The organism is Burkholderia ubonensis subsp. mesacidophila, from assembly GCF_002097715.1.
GTDB classification, from domain to species: Bacteria; Pseudomonadota; Gammaproteobacteria; order Burkholderiales; family Burkholderiaceae; genus Burkholderia; species Burkholderia mesacidophila.
This window is the reverse complement of record NZ_CP020738.1, coordinates 2,973,404-2,989,607: the sequence shown is the minus strand read 5'-3', so window position 1 is coordinate 2,989,607 and position 16,204 is coordinate 2,973,404. Positions and strand designations below refer to the sequence as shown.

At 68.4% G+C, this 16,204-nt stretch carries 12 protein-coding genes; 8 read left to right on the top strand and 4 right to left on the bottom strand.

Annotated elements, in window-relative coordinates:
- Window positions 1–45: 45 nt before the first annotated feature.
- The 3 genes from B7P44_RS30950 to B7P44_RS30940 are packed head-to-tail and all read left to right on the top strand — an operon-like array spanning window position 46 to window position 5,818.
- Window positions 46–1,143: an efflux RND transporter periplasmic adaptor subunit gene (locus tag B7P44_RS30950; RefSeq protein WP_193834348.1), complete on the top strand. Its 1,098-nt coding sequence runs from the start codon at window positions 46–48 to the stop codon at window positions 1,141–1,143.
- Window positions 1,140–4,250: an efflux RND transporter permease subunit gene (locus B7P44_RS30945; RefSeq protein ID WP_084909630.1), complete on the top strand. Its 3,111-nt coding sequence runs from the start codon at window positions 1,140–1,142 to the stop codon at window positions 4,248–4,250. Before B7P44_RS30950 ends, B7P44_RS30945 begins: the two co-directional genes overlap by 4 nt.
- Before the next feature lie 47 nt (window positions 4,251–4,297).
- Window positions 4,298–5,818, top strand: coding sequence for an efflux transporter outer membrane subunit (locus B7P44_RS30940; RefSeq protein WP_084909629.1), 1,521 nt, complete (start codon window positions 4,298–4,300; stop codon window positions 5,816–5,818).
- A 101-nt stretch (window positions 5,819–5,919) separates the two neighbouring features.
- Here B7P44_RS30940 and B7P44_RS30935 read toward each other — a convergent pair whose 3' ends face one another.
- Together B7P44_RS30935 and B7P44_RS30930 are read right to left on the bottom strand one after the other, a co-directional pair.
- Complete coding sequence (locus B7P44_RS30935) at window positions 5,920–7,212, bottom strand: MFS transporter (RefSeq protein ID WP_084909628.1); 1,293 nt, start codon at window positions 7,210–7,212, stop codon at window positions 5,920–5,922.
- 291 nt (window positions 7,213–7,503) lie between these two features.
- Window positions 7,504–8,640 (bottom strand): branched-chain amino acid ABC transporter substrate-binding protein, encoded by a 1,137-nt coding sequence (locus B7P44_RS30930; RefSeq protein WP_084910124.1) that lies wholly within the window; start codon window positions 8,638–8,640, stop codon window positions 7,504–7,506.
- Window positions 8,641–9,070: 430 nt separating this feature from the next.
- Between B7P44_RS30930 and B7P44_RS30925 the strand changes: the two genes are divergently transcribed.
- Entirely contained in the window at window positions 9,071–9,865 is a 795-nt protein-coding gene (locus B7P44_RS30925; protein WP_084909627.1) for an AraC family transcriptional regulator, read from the top strand.
- A 116-nt stretch (window positions 9,866–9,981) separates the two neighbouring features.
- Window positions 9,982–10,770 carry a DUF899 domain-containing protein gene (locus B7P44_RS30920; protein WP_084909626.1) on the top strand — a complete coding sequence of 263 codons (789 nt, stop codon included), beginning with the start codon at window positions 9,982–9,984 and terminating at the stop codon, window positions 10,768–10,770.
- 53 nt (window positions 10,771–10,823) lie between these two features.
- Here B7P44_RS30920 and B7P44_RS30915 read toward each other — a convergent pair whose 3' ends face one another.
- Window positions 10,824–11,090, bottom strand: a complete 267-nt coding sequence (locus tag B7P44_RS30915) for a hypothetical protein (protein ID WP_084909625.1) — start codon at window positions 11,088–11,090, stop codon at window positions 10,824–10,826.
- Between the two features lie 274 nt (window positions 11,091–11,364).
- Window positions 11,365–13,257, bottom strand: coding sequence for a bifunctional sugar phosphate isomerase/epimerase/4-hydroxyphenylpyruvate dioxygenase family protein (locus tag B7P44_RS30910; RefSeq protein WP_084909624.1), 1,893 nt, complete (start codon window positions 13,255–13,257; stop codon window positions 11,365–11,367).
- Window positions 13,258–13,511: 254 nt separating this feature from the next.
- Here B7P44_RS30910 and aroQ point away from each other — a divergent pair, with 254 nt between their 5' ends.
- From aroQ to B7P44_RS30895, 3 genes are read left to right on the top strand one after another with little or no spacing between them, the layout of a single operon-like run.
- Window positions 13,512–13,967, top strand: coding sequence for a type II 3-dehydroquinate dehydratase (aroQ, locus tag B7P44_RS30905; RefSeq protein WP_059614160.1), 456 nt, complete (start codon window positions 13,512–13,514; stop codon window positions 13,965–13,967).
- Window positions 13,964–14,818 carry a shikimate dehydrogenase gene (locus B7P44_RS30900; protein ID WP_084909623.1) on the top strand — a complete coding sequence of 285 codons (855 nt, stop codon included), beginning with the start codon at window positions 13,964–13,966 and terminating at the stop codon, window positions 14,816–14,818. The genes aroQ and B7P44_RS30900 overlap by 4 nt, the downstream gene beginning before the upstream one ends.
- Before the next feature lie 41 nt (window positions 14,819–14,859).
- Window positions 14,860–16,200: an MFS transporter gene (locus tag B7P44_RS30895; protein WP_084909622.1), complete on the top strand. Its 1,341-nt coding sequence runs from the start codon at window positions 14,860–14,862 to the stop codon at window positions 16,198–16,200.
- The last annotated feature ends 4 nt before the right edge of the window (window positions 16,201–16,204 follow it).

The window sequence follows — 16,204 nt, the reverse complement described above, 5'->3', positions numbered from 1 at the left end:
CCCGACCACACTGACACCATGACTCACTTCATCGGGAAGATTCGAATGAGACGCTCAACGTTCTATACCGTCGGCGCGCTGGCCGTCCTGTTCGGCGCGCTGTTCCTGTGGCGCATGGAACGCGTGTCGGCCGCCGATCGGCCGGCCGCGCCCGCCGCGCCGCTGCCTGTCGAAACCGTCGTCGTCGCGCCGCGCGCCGATCAGCCGTCGCTCGATGCGGTCGGTTCGCTCGAAGCGGTGCGGCAGGTGACGATCGCGCCCGAAGTCGCCGGGCGCGTCGTCGACATCCGCTTCGTCGCGGGCTCGCGCGTGAGCGCCGGACAGCCGCTCGTGCAGCTCTACGATGCACCCGAGCAGGCAAAGCTCGCCGGGCTGCAGGCGAAGGCCGACTACACGCGCCGGCAGTTCGCGCGCGCCGAACAGCTGGTGCCGAACGGCGCCGAACCGAAGGCGACCTTCGACGCGCGCCGCTACGAGCTCGACGCTGCGCGCGCCGACATCCGCGAGACGCAGGCCGTGATCACGCAGAAGCTGATCCGCGCCCCGTTCTCCGGCGTGATCGGCCTGCGGCGCGTGAACCTCGGCCAGTACCTGAATCCGGGCGACGCGATCGTGACGCTCACCGATCTCGACGCGCTGCACGCGAACTTCACGGTGCCGCAGAAGGCGCTGAGCCGCGTCGCGCTCGGGCAGACCGTGCGCGTGACGACGGATGCCTACCCGGGCCGCACCTTCGAAGGGCGCGTGACCGCGATCGAGCCGCAGGTCGGCGACGAGACCCGCAACATCACCGTGCAGGCGACCGTGGCCAACGCCGACCAGCTGCTGCGCCCGGGCATGTACATCGATGCGCACCTGGCGCTGCCGGGCCGCGATACGGTAATCAGCGTGCCGGATACCGCGGTGCAGACGTCGCAGGCGGGCGACACCGTGGTCGTGGTCGAGCAGCGCGACGCACGCGGCGTCGGCGTGGCGCGCGTGCGCCAGGTGCGCATCGGCGCGCGCGACCGGGGCCGCATCGTCGTCGAGGACGGGCTGCGCGCCGGCGACGTGGTCGTGACGACCGGGCAGCTGCGCGTCGCGCCGGGCGCGAAGGTGCAGGCGCTCGCCGATGCGTCCGCGCAACCGGAGGCCGTGCGATGAGCCAGCCCACGCAGGGACCCACGCAAGGACCCACCCAAGGCGCGCGCTTCACCGACATCTTCGTCCGGCGGCCGGTGCTGTCGCTCGTCTGCAGCCTGCTGGTCCTGCTCATCGGCCTGCGCTCGCTCGGCGCGCTGCCGGTGCGCCAGTACCCGATGCTCGAGAGCGCGACGATCAGCGTCGAAACCGCATACCCGGGCGCGTCGCAGGCGCTGATGCAGGGCTTCGTGACGACGCCGATCGCGCAGTCGATCGCGACCGCGGACGGCATCGAGTACCTGAGCTCGACGTCGACGCAGGGCAAGAGCGTCGTGAAGGCGCGGCTGCGCCTGAACGCGAACGCCGACCGCGCGATGACGGAAATCATGGCGAAGGTGCAGGAGGTCAAGTACAAGCTGCCCGAAGGCGCGTACGACTCGGTGATCACGAAGCTCACCGACGCGCCGACGGCCGTCATGTATCTCGGCTTCTCGAGCGACACGCTGTCGATTCCGGAGATCACCGACTACGTGGTGCGGGTGGCGCAGCCGCTCGTCACGACCGTGCCGGGCGTCGCGTCGGCCGAGATCGTCGGCGGGCAGAACCTCGCGATGCGGGTCTGGCTGGACGCGTCGCGGCTCGCCGCGCACGGGCTGTCGGCCGCGGACGTCGCGAGCGCGCTGAAGGCGAACAACGTGCAGGCCGCGCCGGGCCAGGTGAAGGGCGCGCTCACGGTCGCCGACATCTCCGCGAATACCGACCTGACCGACGTCGGCGCGTTCGGCAACCTCGTCGTGAAGTCCGACGCGAACGGCAGCTTCGTGCGGCTGCGCGACGTCGCGACCATCGAGCTCGGCGGGCAGCAATACAACGCGAGCGCGCTGATGAACGGCCATCGCGCGGTGAACATCGCGATCAACGCGACGCCGTCGGGCAACCCGCTCGACATCGTGCGCGGCGTGCAGGCGCTGCTGCCGACGATGGAGCGCAACAAGCCGGCCAGCATCCGGATCGGCGACGTGTTCGACGTCGCGCGCTTCGTCAATGCGTCGATTGACGAGGTGCGCGAGACGATCATCGAGGCGATCGCGATCGTCGTCATCGTGATCTTCCTGTTCCTCGGCTCGTTCCGCGCGGTCGTGATCCCGGTCGTGACGATCCCGCTCGCGCTCGTCGGCTCCGCCACGCTGATGCTCGCCGCCGGCTTCTCGCTGAACCTGCTCACGCTGCTCGCGATGGTGCTCGCGATCGGGCTCGTCGTCGACGACGCGATCGTCGTCGTCGAGAACATCCATCGGCACATCGAATCCGGCGAGCCGCCCGCGCGCGCGGCGCTGCTCGGCGCGCGCGAGATCGCGTCGCCCGTGATCGTGATGACGATCACGCTCGTCGCCGTGTACGCGCCGATCGGCCTGATGGGCGGGCTGACCGGATCGCTGTTCCGCGAATTCGCGTTCACGCTCGCGGGCGCGGTGTGCGTGTCGGCCTTGATCGCGCTGACGCTGTCGCCGATGCTGAGCTCGCTGCTGCTCGACAGCCGGATGTCGGAGGGGCGCATCGCGCGCGCGATCGAGCACACGCTGTCGCGCGTCACGCACGGCTATCGGCGGATGCTGCACGCGAGCCTGGCCGCGCGGCCGGCGGTGCTGGTGTTCGGCGCGGGCGTGCTGCTCGGCATCGGGCTGCTGTTCAGCGGCGTGAAGCGCGAGCTCGCGCCGCAGGAGGACCAGGGCTCGATCATGCTGCAGGTGAAGGCGCCACAGTACGCGAACCTCGACTACCTCGAACGCTACGCGCCGCAAGTCGAGAAGGTGTTCCGCTCGCTGCCGGAAGCGGATACGAGCTTCGTGCTGAACGGCGTCGGCGGCGCCAACCTCGGCTTCGCCGGCGTGAACCTCGTCGACTGGTCGAAGCGCACGCGCGGCGCCGCCGATCTGCAGGCGCTCGTGCAGGCGCGCGCGAACGCGATTGCCGGCGACCAGGTGTTCACGTTCCTGCTGCCGTCGCTGCCCGCGTCGAGCGGCGGCCTGCCGATCCAGATGGTGCTGCGCGCGCCGGCCGACTTCAAGGACATCTTCGCGACGATGGGCAAGCTGAAGGAAGCTGCGGCGAAGAGCGGGCTGTTCGCGGTCGTCGACAGCGACCTGACGTTCGACAGCCGCGCGGTCGGCGTGACGATCGACCGCAACCAGGCGAACGCGCTCGGCGTGACGATGAAGGACATCGCCGATACGCTCGCGGTGCTCGTCGGCGAGAACTACGTGAACCGCTTCGACCACAACGGGCGCTCGTACGACGTGATTCCGCAGGTCGCGCGCGCGGAGCGCCTGTCGTCCGACATGCTGAACCGCTATTACGTGAAGACGCGCAGCGGCAAGATGGTGCCGCTCGCGACGGTCGTGCACGTGTCGAACGGCAGCCAGGCGAACGCGCTCACGCAGTTCAACCAGATGAACTCGGCGACGCTGTCGGCCGTGGCCGCGCCGGGCGTGACGATGGGGCAGGCGGTCGAGTTCCTGCAGAAGCAGCCGCTGCCGGCCGGCTACGACATCGACTGGCTCGGCGAATCGCGCCAGTACGTGCAGGAGGGCAACCGGCTGACCGTCACGTTCGTGTTCGCGCTCGTCGTGATCTTCCTCGTGCTCGCCGCGCAGTTCGAGAGCCTGCGCGATCCGCTCGTGATCCTCGTGTCGGTGCCGCTGTCGGTGTGCGGCGCGCTCGTGCCGCTGTATCTCGGCTTCGCGACGCTGAACATCTATACGCAGATCGGGCTCGTCACGCTGATCGGGCTGATCTCGAAGCACGGGATCCTGATGGTGAGCTTCGCGAACGAACTGCAGCGCACGCAGAACCTCGACCGGCGCGCGGCGATCGAGCACGCGGCCGCGGTGCGGCTGCGGCCGATCCTGATGACGACCGCGGCGATGGTCGCCGGGCTCGTGCCGCTGATCTTCGCGCGCGGCGCGGGCGCGGCCAGCCGCTTCGCGATCGGGATCACGGTCTCGACCGGCATGCTGGTCGGCACGCTGTTCACGTTGTTCGTGCTGCCGACCGTGTACACGCTGATCGCGAAGCGGCATCGCGAGGCGGCGACGAGCGAACGCGCGCGCGTGCTGGAGACGGTTTGAGCGCGCAATCGACAACGCGCGCCGCGACGGCGCGCACCGGGAGAATCATGAATCGAATCCGTGTTGCGGCCGCCGCGGCGGTCGCGCTCTTCGCCGCGGGCTGCACGATGGCGCCGCATTTCCAGCGACCGGATGCGCCTGTCGCGCAGGCGTTTCCTGCGGGCGGCGTCTACGCGACGCAGCCGGCCGCGAAGGCCGGCGCGCGCAGCGCGAACGGCCGGGCGGCGACCGACATCGGCTGGCGCGAGTTCTTCGTCGATCCGCGCCTGCAGCGGCTGATCGAGATCGCGCTGAAGAACAACCGCGACCTGCGGGTCGCGGTGCTGAACGTCGCGGCCGCACGCGCGCAGTACCAGATCACGCGCGCGGACCTGATGCCGACGCTCGATGCGACGGGCACCGGCTCGATCCAGCGCTTCCCGGCCGGCGTGTCGACGACCGGCGCGCCGCTGATCACGCGAATCTACAACGTCGGGCTGCAGGCGCAGTGGGAACTCGACCTGTTCGGGCGGCTCCAGAGCCTGAAGGACCAGGCGCTCGCGAAATACTTCGCGACCGCGCAGGCCCGCAAGGCTTCGGAGATCCTGCTGGTGTCGCAGGTCGCGGATCAGTACCTGACGGTGCTTGCGTTTGACGACCTGCTGAAAGTGACGGAAGACACGCTGAAGACCGCGCAGGCGTCGTACGACCTGACGAAGCTGAAGTTCGACAACGGCACCGGCTCGGAGCTCGACCTGCGCCAGGCGCAGACGATCGTCGAGACGGCGCTCGCGAACCAGCAGGCGCAGGCGCGTCTGCGCGCTCAGGCGCTCAACGCGCTGGTGCTGCTCGTTGGCGAGCCGCTGCCGGACGACCTGCCGGCGGGCATGCCGCTCGACGCGCAGAATTTCCTGACCGACATCCCGGCCGGGCTGCCGTCGGATCTGCTCGCGCGTCGTCCGGACATCATGGAAGCGGAGCAGAACCTGCTCGCCGCGAACGCGAACATCGGCGCGGCGCGCGCGGCGTTCTTCCCGCGCATCTCGCTGACGGGCGCGTTAGGCACCGCGAGCCCGACGCTCGGCGGGCTGTTCAAGGCCGGCACCGCGGCGTGGTCGTTCGCGCCGCAGATCGCGATGCCGATCTTCGAGGGCGGCGCGAATCTCGCGAACCTCGATCTTGCGCACGTGCAGAAGCGCATCGAGATCGCGAACTATGAAAAGGCGATCCAGTCGGCGTTCCGCGAAGTGGCGGACGGGCTCGCCGCGCGCGGCACGTACGACCAGCAGATCGGCGCGCTCGAGCGCAACGAGCACGCGCAGCAGCGCCGTTACGACCTGTCGAACCTGCGCTACAAGAACGGCGTCGACAGCTACCTGTCGGTGCTGACCGCGCAGACCGACCTGTACTCGGCGCAGCAGACGCTGATCACCGCGCGGCTCGCGCGCTGGACCAACCTCGTCGACCTGTATCGCGCGCTGGGCGGCGGCTGGATTCAGCGGGCCGGCGAGACGCCGCGTCCGGCCGACCAGCCGGTCGACTACGGCAAGGCGGCTGCGCCGGCGTCGGCCGCTGCGGCGAACGGCTGAGCGCTGCCGGTCAGGCGCGTGCGATGCCCCGCAAACGACAACGCCACGGACTTTCGACCGTGGCGTTGTCTGTCATGCGCGAGGTGTGTTGTTTTCCGCGCTCAGTCCGCGTCCTTCGCGAACTGCACCGCGATCGCGCCGAGCACGCAGATCGCCGCGACGTACACCACCGGCGCGAGCGGATTCGACTTCATCATCAGCGACACGATCACCGGCGTGAGGCCGCCGAAGATCGCATAGGCGACGTTGTACGAGAACGAGATCCCCGAGAACCGCACGACGGCCGGGAAGCTCTTGACCATCACGAACGGCACCGCGCCGATCGCGCCGACCGCGAAGCCCGCGATCCCGTAGTAGACCGGCAGCGTCGACGCGTCGGCCGCGACCTGCGCGAACAGCAGGTAATAGCACGCGGCCAGCACGAGGCCGCCGATGCCGAGCACGCGCTTCGCGCCGATCCAGCCGGCGAGCGAGCCCGCGGTGATGCAGCCGGCGGTCAGGCACAGCGTCGCGACGCTGTTCGCGAACAGCGTCGTGGCCGGCGACAGGTGGAACTGCTTCTGCAGCAGCGCGGGCGTCATCAGGATCACGACGACGATCGCCGCGGACAGCATCCACGTGAGCAGCATCGACACGATCACCGCGCGGCCGTGGTCGCGCAGCACGGCCTTCAGCGGAATCTCGGCCGCGAGCGCCTTCTTCGCCTTCATTTCGGCGAACACCGGCGTCTCGTGCAGCCAGCGGCGCAGGTAGACGGAGAACAGGCCGAACACGCCGCCGAGCAGGAACGGGATGCGCCACGCGAACGCGGTGACCTCGGCGGGCGCGTAGCGGCGGTTGATGCCGGCCGCGACGAGCGAGCCGAGCAGGATGCCGGCCGTGAGGCCCGCGGTCAGCGTGCCGCACGCGTAGCCGATGTGGCGCGACGGTACGTGCTCGGACACGAACACCCACGCGCCCGGCACCTCGCCGCCGACCGCCGCGCCCTGCAGGATGCGGAACAGCAGCAGCAGCACGGGCGCGAGGATGCCGACCGTGTCGTAGGTCGGCAGGAGGCCCATCAGCAGCGTCGGGACCGACATCATCAGCACGCTCAGCGTGAACATCCGCTTGCGGCCGACGAGGTCGCCGAAGTGCGCCATGATCACGCCGCCGAGCGGACGCGCGAGATAGCCGGCCGCGAAGATGCCGTAGGTCTGCAGCACGCGCAGCCATTCTGGGATGTCGTGCGGGAAGAACAGCTGCCCGATCGCGGGCGCGAAGAACACGAAGATGATGAAGTCGTAGAACTCGAGCGCGCCGCCGAGCGCGGCGAGGCCGAGGGTCTTGTAGTCGCTGCGCGTCAGCGCGCGCTCCGCGGCGCGCGGGACGCCGCTCAATTCGGAAGCTTGCATGGTCAGGGCGATCGATATTCGAATTAATTGTTTGAATCGGCGCCGCGTCTCCAGGGCGCGGCCTGCCTCGTTGACGAGGTGCGCCGGGCGCGGATGGCGCACGGAACACGCATCGCGTCGCCCGGGTCGGGCAAGCGGGGACGAGTGTCAAGCGAGTGGGAGGATTCTACAGGAGCACGAACGTGCGCAAGGCGGGCATGAAACTTTCCGGCGGCAGCTGCGGTGGCGGCGAGCGGGCGCGGCGCAGGCGGGCGAACGGGTCGCCGCCGCGCCGCGCGCGGTGCCGCTGCGTCAGTTGCCGGCGATCGTGTCGACCGGCTTGAACGCGCCGCCCTCGACCCGGTAGATCGTCACCGGCGCATCCTTCAGGTCGCCCTTCGCGTCATAGGCGATGCGGTCCGCCGACACGCCCTTGACCGTCACCTTGCCGAGATACGGCGTGTAGACCTTCGGGTCGGTCGAATTGGCGTCCTTCATCGCGGTGAGCAGCGCGATCGTCCCGTCGTACGAGTAGGGCGAATAGGTGATCACGTCTTCGTTGAAGCGCGCCTTGTAGCGCGCCGCGTAGCCGGCGAAGCCGGGCATCTTCTCCTTCGGCAGTCCGCCCATGTAGACGATCGCGCCTTCCGCCGCCGCGCCGCCCACCTTCAGGAACGTCGGCGAGCGCGACATCTCGCCCGTCACGAACGCGGCCTTGATCCCGAGCTGGCGCATCTTGCGGATCATCGGCGACGATTGCGCGTCGCCGCCGCCGTAGAAGATCGCGTCGGGGTTCATCCCCTTCAGGTTGGTCAGGATCGCGGAGAAGTCGAGCGCCTTGTCGTTCGTGAAGTCGCGCTTGATGATCGTGCCGCCCGCGGCCTGCACGGCCTTCGCGAATTCGTCGGCGATGCCCTGGCCGTACGCGGTACGGTCGTCGATGATCGCGATGCGCTTGAAGCGCAGGGTCTTCACCGCGTAGGTGCCGACGATGCGGCCCGCCTGCGCGTCGCTCGTCAGCAGCCGGTAGGTGGTCTTGTAGCCGCGCGCGGTGTATTGCGGCGAGGTCGCCATCGAGATCTGCGGCAGCCCCGCGCGATCGTACAGGTCGGACGCCGGGATGCTGGTGCCCGAGTTGAAGTGGCCGATGATGCCGCGCACGTTGTCGTCGATCAGGCGCTGCGCGACGGTCGTGCCGGTGCGCGGGTCGGCCTGGTCGTCCTGCGAATCGAGCTGGAACGTGACCGGCTTGCCGCCGATCGTCGGATTGGTTGCGTTGAAATCGGCGATCGCGAGCTGCACGCCTTTCTGCATGTCCGTGCCGTAGTTAGATTGCGGGCCGGTCAGCGGCGCGACGAAACCGATCCTGACGACGTCGGCGGCGATCGCGTGGGCGCCCGACAATGCGCAGGCAGCGGCCAGCGCGACGTGCGATACCTTCAGCTTCACTTTCACTTCCCCTTGATGGCGTGGTTGGGCCGGCGCCGGAATGTGGGCCGGCGGCCGGTGAACCGGGCGAGACGCTGTGCTGAAATCGGCGCGTCGGGCGGCGATTGCGGCACGTCATGCGGGTCGCACGCCGGCAGGGCCGTGTGGCGTCTCGTGACCGTGAAGCAAGTCTAGGTAGCGAAAATGCGCGCGTCTTGCGCGTTCCGAGCGCGGCCGGCGACGATTTCGGCATATCGTCGATAACCCTGATATATGCCGAAATCGTCATTTCGCATGCGCAATCGCGCCAAGACGCGACGCGGCCGCGTTTTTTAGGATGGCGGATTCGCGCGCGCCCGACTGCACGCGCGGGATCACTCGCCCGGCGCGCCGCAAGTGGGGCGCGCTCCTATAATCGACGCCATCAGCCACTCGCCTAGCGGATGCCGGGATGACGACCACGCTTGCCGTACCGTCCATGAGCCTGTCCGACACCTTGCGCTACCAGCCCGACAACGCCGATTTCGGCGCGATGCTCGCGCACTTCCGGCTGCTCGAGCCGGTCTTCGACGCGCTGCCCGACGTGGCGTTCTTCGTGAAGGATGCGGACGGCCGCTACGCGCTCGTCAACCGCACGCTGGCGATGCGCTGCGGCTACAAGGACAAGCGCGACCTGCTCGGCAAGACCACCGACGAGGTGTTCCCGCGCCGCTTCGGCCGCAGCTACTTCGAGCAGGACATGGCGACGATCACCGCCGGCCACCAGCTGATGGACCAGCTCGAACTGCACCTGTACCCCGGCCGCCAGCCGGGCTGGTGCCTGACCTGCAAGGAGCCGCTGCGCGACGCGGCCGGCAAGGTGGTCGGCCTCGCGGGCATCTCGCGCGACCTGAAGGCGCATGAAGGGTCGCATCCCGCGTACAGCAAGCTCGCGGACGTGGTCCAGTACATCCAGGATCACTACGTGCAGCCGCTGAACCTGAAGCAGCTCGCGCTGATGGCCGGGATGTCGGTCGCGCAGCTCGAGCGCTATTTCCACAAGGTGTTCCACCTGACCCCGCGCCAGGTGCTGCTGAAGACGCGGCTCGACGCCGCGACCGCGTTGCTGGTCACGCACGACAAGGTGACCGACGTCGCGGCGCTATGCGGGTACACCGATCACAGCGCGTTTACGCGCCAGTTCAAGGCGACGGTCGGCGTGACGCCGACGGAATACCGGATGATGCTGCAGGATCGCGCGGGATGACCCGGAGCGCCCGGAAAATGAATCTCGCCACATTTGTCACTCCCACCATTCGATGACCGGCGACTAAAACTGTCTCATGACCCACAGCGAGCGATCGCTCTGACCTGGAGGCAGCCATGACCACGACCACATCACCGGACGACGGAAGGAAGGAGGGGCAGCCTGCGATGAAGACGCCGCCGATCGTGTCGCCGCAGGACTGGGCGGCTGCGCGCGAGCGGCTGCTCGCCAAGGAGAAGGCGCTGACCCGCGCCCGTGACGCACTGGCCGCCGAGCGCAGGCGGATGCCCTGGGTTGCCGTGGAAAAAGAGTATGCATTTGACGGCCCTGACGGCAGAGCGAGCCTGCTCGACCTGTTCCACGGGCGCCGCCAACTGATCGTGTACCGCGCGTTCTTCGAGCCCGGCGTGCACGGCTGGCCGGAGCATGCATGCATCGGCTGTTCGATGGTGGCCGACCACGTTGGCCACCTCGCTCACCTGAACGCCCGCGACACCACCCTCGTGTTCGCGTCACGCGCGCCGCAGGCCGACATCACGCGCCTGAAGGCGCGGATGGGATGGAATATCCCGTGGTACACGATCACCGACAGTTTCGACGCCGACTTCGGCGTGGACGAATGGCACGGCCACAACGCATTCATCCGCGACGGCGAGCGCGTGTTCCGCACGTATTTCATCAACAGTCGCGGCGACGAGGCGATGGGCACCACGTGGAGCTATCTCGACATGACGGCGCTCGGCCGTCAGGAGACGTGGGAGGATTCGCCGGAGGGGTACCCGCAGGGCCGGCCGTACAAATGGTGGAATTGGCACGACAGTTACGTGCCCGACGCCGCGCCCGACCCGAAGTGGGTCGAGGTGTCCGACGCGGGAGAGGCGGCCTTTCGGAAGCGCGACAGCTAGTTCGTCGCGGTATTGCGCCTCGACAGCAACGGCGGCGGGCTGCCGCCGCCGGTTCAGCGATAGCCGAGGCCTTTCAGCACGGCCGTGCCGTTTGCCGTCAGGCGGAAGCTCGGCTGCGCATCGGCGTCGAGCTTGACCATTTCGACGAGGCCGGCTTCCTGCAGCGCCGGCAGTTCGGGTTTCGCGTTGGCGCCGATCGGCGCGTGCAGCAGCACGAGCAGCGTCGCGATTTCGTGATGGCTGAGCAGGCGGCGCAGCATCGTCTTGGGTTTGGCAGGGGGCGCGGCCGGGCGGCCCGCGGGTGCAACTACGGCGCTCATCGCTGTCCTCCTAGTTCGACAGAGTCTTCGGGTATGGTTGCGGATGGTGCCGTCGAAGACTTAAGCGATTCTTAAAACGCCCCGGTCGTTGACCGGCCACGGCGAGCCGGTGGTTACGGCATGTAACGGCACGGCGGTGGCTTCGCGAACCAGATCGGCGCAAGCCGCTTCAGGCGGGCGTCCAACGGCACTTGCGCCAGCGTAGTGCATGCGTGGCCGATTCGCCAGACAAATAGGCGATGACCTTTCGTCGCACCCGGTTTTTCCCCGTCCCTTATTTTCTCCGCTGCGCCTGCGCCGCCAGGCGAACGGCCGCGTTCGCCGCGCCGTAGCCGTCGTACCCGCCGCGCCGCTCGACGATCTCGAGCGAGAAGCGGTTGTCGACCAGTTCCGTATACGCATGCAGGAACTCGCCGCCGCTGTCGTCGCGGTCGTACAGCAGGTGGTGGGCGCTCAGCGTGTCGATGACGTCGTCCGGCAGCGCGTAGCGCGCGGCGAGGTCGTCGTAGTAGTTGCGCGGAATGCGCAGGAACGGCACGCCGTCGGCCGCGAATTCGGCGACCGTCTTCACGATGTCGTCGGTGCGGAACGCGACGTGGTTCAGCCCGGTGCCGTGGTAGCGGTCCAGCGATTCGGCGACCGCGGTGTGGCGATCGACCGACGCGTTCAGCGCGATCCGCACCGAGCCGTCCGCGCTGCGTACCGCGCGGCTGCGCATCAGGCCGTACGGATCGGGGACGAGCCAGCTGCGCTCGGCCTCGAAGCCGAACGCGGTCTTGAAGAACAGGATCCAGGTGTCGAGCGCGTCGCCGGGCAGCGCGAGGCACACGTGGTCGATGCCGGTCAGCGGGCCGACCTCGCTCGGGCCGTCGATGTCGGTCAACACGAAATCGGATTCATAGAGCGTCGGCGCGTTCGGCGCCTCGTCGACGAAGTATTCGAGGCTGCCGTCCGGCGCCTGCACGCTCGGCAGCACGCGCTCGTTCGGGCCGACGCGCCCGGAAAACGGCGCATAGCCGAAGCCCGCCGCGCGTTCGAACGCAACCTTCGCGTCGTCCACGCGGAACGCCGACGCGCACAGCGACAGCCCGTGCTGCTGGAAGAACGCGTCGGCGAACGAATCGCGCTCCGCGTTCAGCACGATCGACGCGGCGCCGTGCTGGAACAGCGTCACGTCCTTCGAGCGGTGCCGCCCGGCGAGCCGGAAGCGCATCTTGCCGAGCCACTCGCCGACGTTGGCCGCGGCCGGCGCATCGACCGCGAATTCGATGAACTGGAACCCGACGTGCGTGGGCGGCGCCGGCGGCGCGAACAGCGGCTGGCCGGCGCCCGGCGCGCGGCCTTCCCGCGCCAGCCGCGCGCGCGTCTGCTCTTCCAGGTAGAGCAGCGAGCGGTGGCCGTCGGCGGCGGTGAGCGCGGTCGGCGCCGCGCGGAAGCCGTCGTTGAAGATCTCGAGCGACAGCGGCCCCGTGTAGCCGGCCTCGATCACGCGCGCGGTGAAGCGCGCGAGGTCGAAGTCGCCCTGGCCGGGGAACGAGCGGAAGTGGCGGCTCCATTCGATCACGTCCATCACGAGCTTCGGCGCGTCGGCGATCTGCACGAACGCGATTCGGTCGCCGGGGATGTCGGCGATCGCGTCCGGCGAATCATCGAGCGACAGCGTGTGGAAGCTGTCGAGCGCGAGCCCGAGATGCGGGCTGTTCACCGCGTTCACGAGCCGCCACGCGTGGCCGTAGGTTTTCACGACCCGCCCCCACGCGAGCGCTTCGTACGCGGCGACCACGCCCGCCTGCCGCGCAGCCTCGGCGAGCGCGCCGAGCTGGTCGACGAGCAGCCCGTCGCTTGCGATCGTATCGGGCGACACGTTGCTGCAGACGAGGATGCGGTCGGTGCCGAGCGCGTGCATCACGTCGAACTTGCGCTTGATCCGGTCGAGGTTGCGCGCGAGCTGCGCGGGGCTCACGCCCTCGAAATCGCGAAACGGCTGGAACAGCACGATGTCGAGGCCGAGATCGGCGGCCATATTCCGCACGTCGGCGGGCGAGCCGTCGAAGTAGACGAGGTCGTTCTCGAAGATTTCGACGCCGTCGAAACCCGCGGCCTGGATGGCGGCGAGCTTCTCGGCGAGCGTGCCGGACAGGGACACGGTGGCGATCGAGCGCTGCATGGGCGAATCCTGCGGATGAACGGGGCGGCGCCGGCTGGACTTGACCCTGAATGAACCAGTCGTGGAGTCCTGGGAACGCGCCATATCCCGAATTTACTGGGTTGATGGAGTGGATTATACAAACTAACTAGGTGGTACAAATTAGCGAAAACCCGAAAAGACTTTGCGTTTGCGCAAGCGCACACTAGCGTCGAATCTTGACGTGAGGGGGCGAAGTCGCATAGCGATGAGCCCCCGTTTTCGGAGCAACTGACATGAGCAAGCGCAAGGTCCTGGTGCTGAACGGCCCGAACCTGAATCTGCTGGGGACGCGCGAACCCCACATCTACGGCGCGGAAACGCTCGCCGACGTCGAGCAGCGCTGCCGCGTCGCGGCGGATGCGCTCGGGCTGGAAATCGAATTCCGCCAGTCGAACGCCGAGCACCAGCTGATCGACTGGCTGCACGCGGCGCGTCACGACACGGACGGCGTCGTGATCAACCCGGCCGCGTATACGCACACGTCGGTCGCGCTGGCCGATGCGCTGTCGGCGATCGCGAAGCCGGTGATCGAGGTCCACATCTCGAACGTGCACCGCCGCGAGCCGTTCCGCCACCACTCTTACGTGTCGGCGGTCGCCGAAGCCGTGATCTGCGGCTGCGGCACCGAAGGCTACGTGTTCGCGCTGCAGCGCATGTCCACCATTCTTTCGCAAGGAGCCGCGCGATGAGCCGCCCGTCCTTTCTGATCGGCCTGATCGGCCAGGGCATCGGCGGTTCGCTGTCGCCCGCGATGCATGAGGAAGAAGGATTCCGCCAGGGATTCGGCTATGTCTACCGGCGCATCGATTTCGACGCGCTCGGCCTGAGCGTCGACGCGCTGCCGCAACTGCTCGCGGCCGCCGAGCAGATGGGCTACACGGGCCTGAACATCACGCATCCGTGCAAGCAGCGCGTGATCGAGCATCTCGACGCGCTGTCCGACGACGCGCGCGCGCTGGGCGCGGTCAACACCGTGCTGTTCAAGGACGGCAAGCGGATCGGCCACAACACCGACTGGTCGGGCTTCGCGAAATCGTTCCGGCGCGGGCTGCCCGGCGCATCGCTCGAACGTGTCGTCCAGCTCGGCGCGGGCGGCGCCGGGGCGGCCGTCGCGCATGCGGCGCTGCAGATGGGCGCGGCCGAACTGGCGATCTTCGATGTCGACGCGTCGCGCGCCCGCGCGCTCGCCGACGAGCTGCAGCAGCGCTTCCCGGCCGCGAAAGTGACGCAGGGCGACGACCTCGCGAGCGCGGTGCGCGCCGCGACCGGCCTGATCCACGCGACGCCGACCGGCATGGCGAAGCATCCGGGCCTGCCGCTGCCGGCCGAACTTCTGCATGCGGGGATGTGGGTCGCCGACATCGTGTACTTCCCGCTCGAGACGGAACTGATCCGGGCGGCGCGCGCGGCGGGCTGCGCGACGCTGCCGGGCGGCGGGATGGCGGTCTACCAGGCCGTCGACGCGTTCGAGATCTTCACCGGACGCACGCCCGACGCCGAGCGGATGTTCGGCCACTTTCAGGCGCTCGTTGCGCGCTGACCCTCGATAGATTCAGAGAAAGACGAGACCAGGAGACGACCATGCAGCACACCACCCACACGAACCATGCGCCGGTTCAGCCAGCGCAGGCGGCCGGCACGGTCCGGCGCACGTCGGCGCGCTACAGGATTCTCGCGCTGCTCGCGATCGGCACGATGATCAACTACCTCGACCGCACCGTGCTGGGGGTGGCAGCGCCGCAGCTCACCAAGGAGCTCGGCATCAACGCGGCGGTGATGGGCATCATGTTCTCCGCGTTCTCGTGGACCTACGTCGCGATGCAGGTGCCGGGCGGCCTCGTGCTCGACCGCTTGGGCAGCAAGATCACCTATTACTGGTCGATGACGCTGTGGTCGCTGTGCACGCTGCTGCAGGGCTTCGTGCCCGGCGTCGCGACTCTGTTCGCGTGCCGCCTCGGCCTCGGCATCACGGAGGCGCCGTGCTTCCCGACCAACAGCCGGGTGGTCGCGACGTGGTTCCCGCAGAACGAGCGCGCGATGGCGACCGGCACCTACACGGTCGGCGAGTACATCGGCCTCGCGTTCTTCAGCCCGGTGCTGTTCGCGCTGATGGGCGCGTTCGGCTGGCGTTCGCTGTTCTGGGTCGTCGGCGGCGTGGGCATCGCGTTCGGTCTCGTCTGGTGGAAGCTCTATCACGAGCCGCACAACCATCCGGGCGCTAACAAGGCGGAGATCGAGTACATCGAAGCGGGCGGCGGCCTCGCGCACGGCGCGAAGAAGAACGACCGGCCCGAGCAGGCGAAATTCAGCTGGCGCATGGCCGGCCAACTGCTGAAGAAGCGCCAGCTCGCCGGCATCTGCCTCGGCCAGTTCGCGGGCAATTCGACGCTCGTGTTCTTCCTGACCTGGTTCCCGACCTATCTCGCGACCGAGCGCCACATGGGCTGGCTGAAGATCGGCTTCTTCGCGGTGATGCCGTTCATCGCCGCGTCGGTCGGCGTGATGTTCGGCGGGATCTTCTCCGACTGGCTGCTGCGCCGCGGCAAGTCCGCGAATCTCGCACGCAAGCTGCCGATCATCGCCGGCCTGCTGCTCGCGTCGACGATCATCCTCGCGAACTACGTGCAGAGCAACGAAGCCGTGATCGCGATCATGTCGGTCGCGTTCTTCGCGCAGGGGATGGCCGCGCTCGGCTGGACGCTCGTATCCGACATCGCGCCGGACGGCCTGCTCGGCGTGACGGGCGGCATCTTCAACTTCGCGGCGAACCTCGCCGGCATCATCACGCCGCTCGTCGTCGGCTTCATCGTCGCATCGACCGGCTCGTTCGTCGGCGCGCTGGTGTTCATCGGCGTGATCGCGCTGATCGGCGCGGCGTCGTACATCTTCGTCGTCGGCGACATCAAGCGGATCGTGCTGTAACGCG

Bases quoted from the DNA above. Each gene is read 5' to 3' on its own strand.
- B7P44_RS30950 (WP_193834348.1), top strand. From the start codon at position 46: ATGAGACGCTCAACGTTCTATACCGTCGGCGCGCTGGCCGTCCTGTTC.
- B7P44_RS30935 (WP_084909628.1), bottom strand. From the start codon at position 7,212: ATGCAAGCTTCCGAATTGAGCGGCGTCCCGCGCGCCGCGGAGCGCGCG.
- aroQ (WP_059614160.1), top strand. From the start codon at position 13,512: ATGAGCAAGCGCAAGGTCCTGGTGCTGAACGGCCCGAACCTGAATCTG.
- B7P44_RS30940 (WP_084909629.1), top strand. From the start codon at position 4,298: ATGAATCGAATCCGTGTTGCGGCCGCCGCGGCGGTCGCGCTCTTCGCC.
- B7P44_RS30910 (WP_084909624.1), bottom strand. From the start codon at position 13,257: ATGCAGCGCTCGATCGCCACCGTGTCCCTGTCCGGCACGCTCGCCGAG.
- B7P44_RS30900 (WP_084909623.1), top strand. From the start codon at position 13,964: ATGAGCCGCCCGTCCTTTCTGATCGGCCTGATCGGCCAGGGCATCGGC.
- B7P44_RS30915 (WP_084909625.1), bottom strand. From the start codon at position 11,090: ATGAGCGCCGTAGTTGCACCCGCGGGCCGCCCGGCCGCGCCCCCTGCC.
- B7P44_RS30895 (WP_084909622.1), top strand. From the start codon at position 14,860: ATGCAGCACACCACCCACACGAACCATGCGCCGGTTCAGCCAGCGCAG.
- B7P44_RS30920 (WP_084909626.1), top strand. From the start codon at position 9,982: ATGACCACGACCACATCACCGGACGACGGAAGGAAGGAGGGGCAGCCT.
- B7P44_RS30925 (WP_084909627.1), top strand. From the start codon at position 9,071: ATGACGACCACGCTTGCCGTACCGTCCATGAGCCTGTCCGACACCTTG.
- B7P44_RS30945 (WP_084909630.1), top strand. From the start codon at position 1,140: ATGAGCCAGCCCACGCAGGGACCCACGCAAGGACCCACCCAAGGCGCG.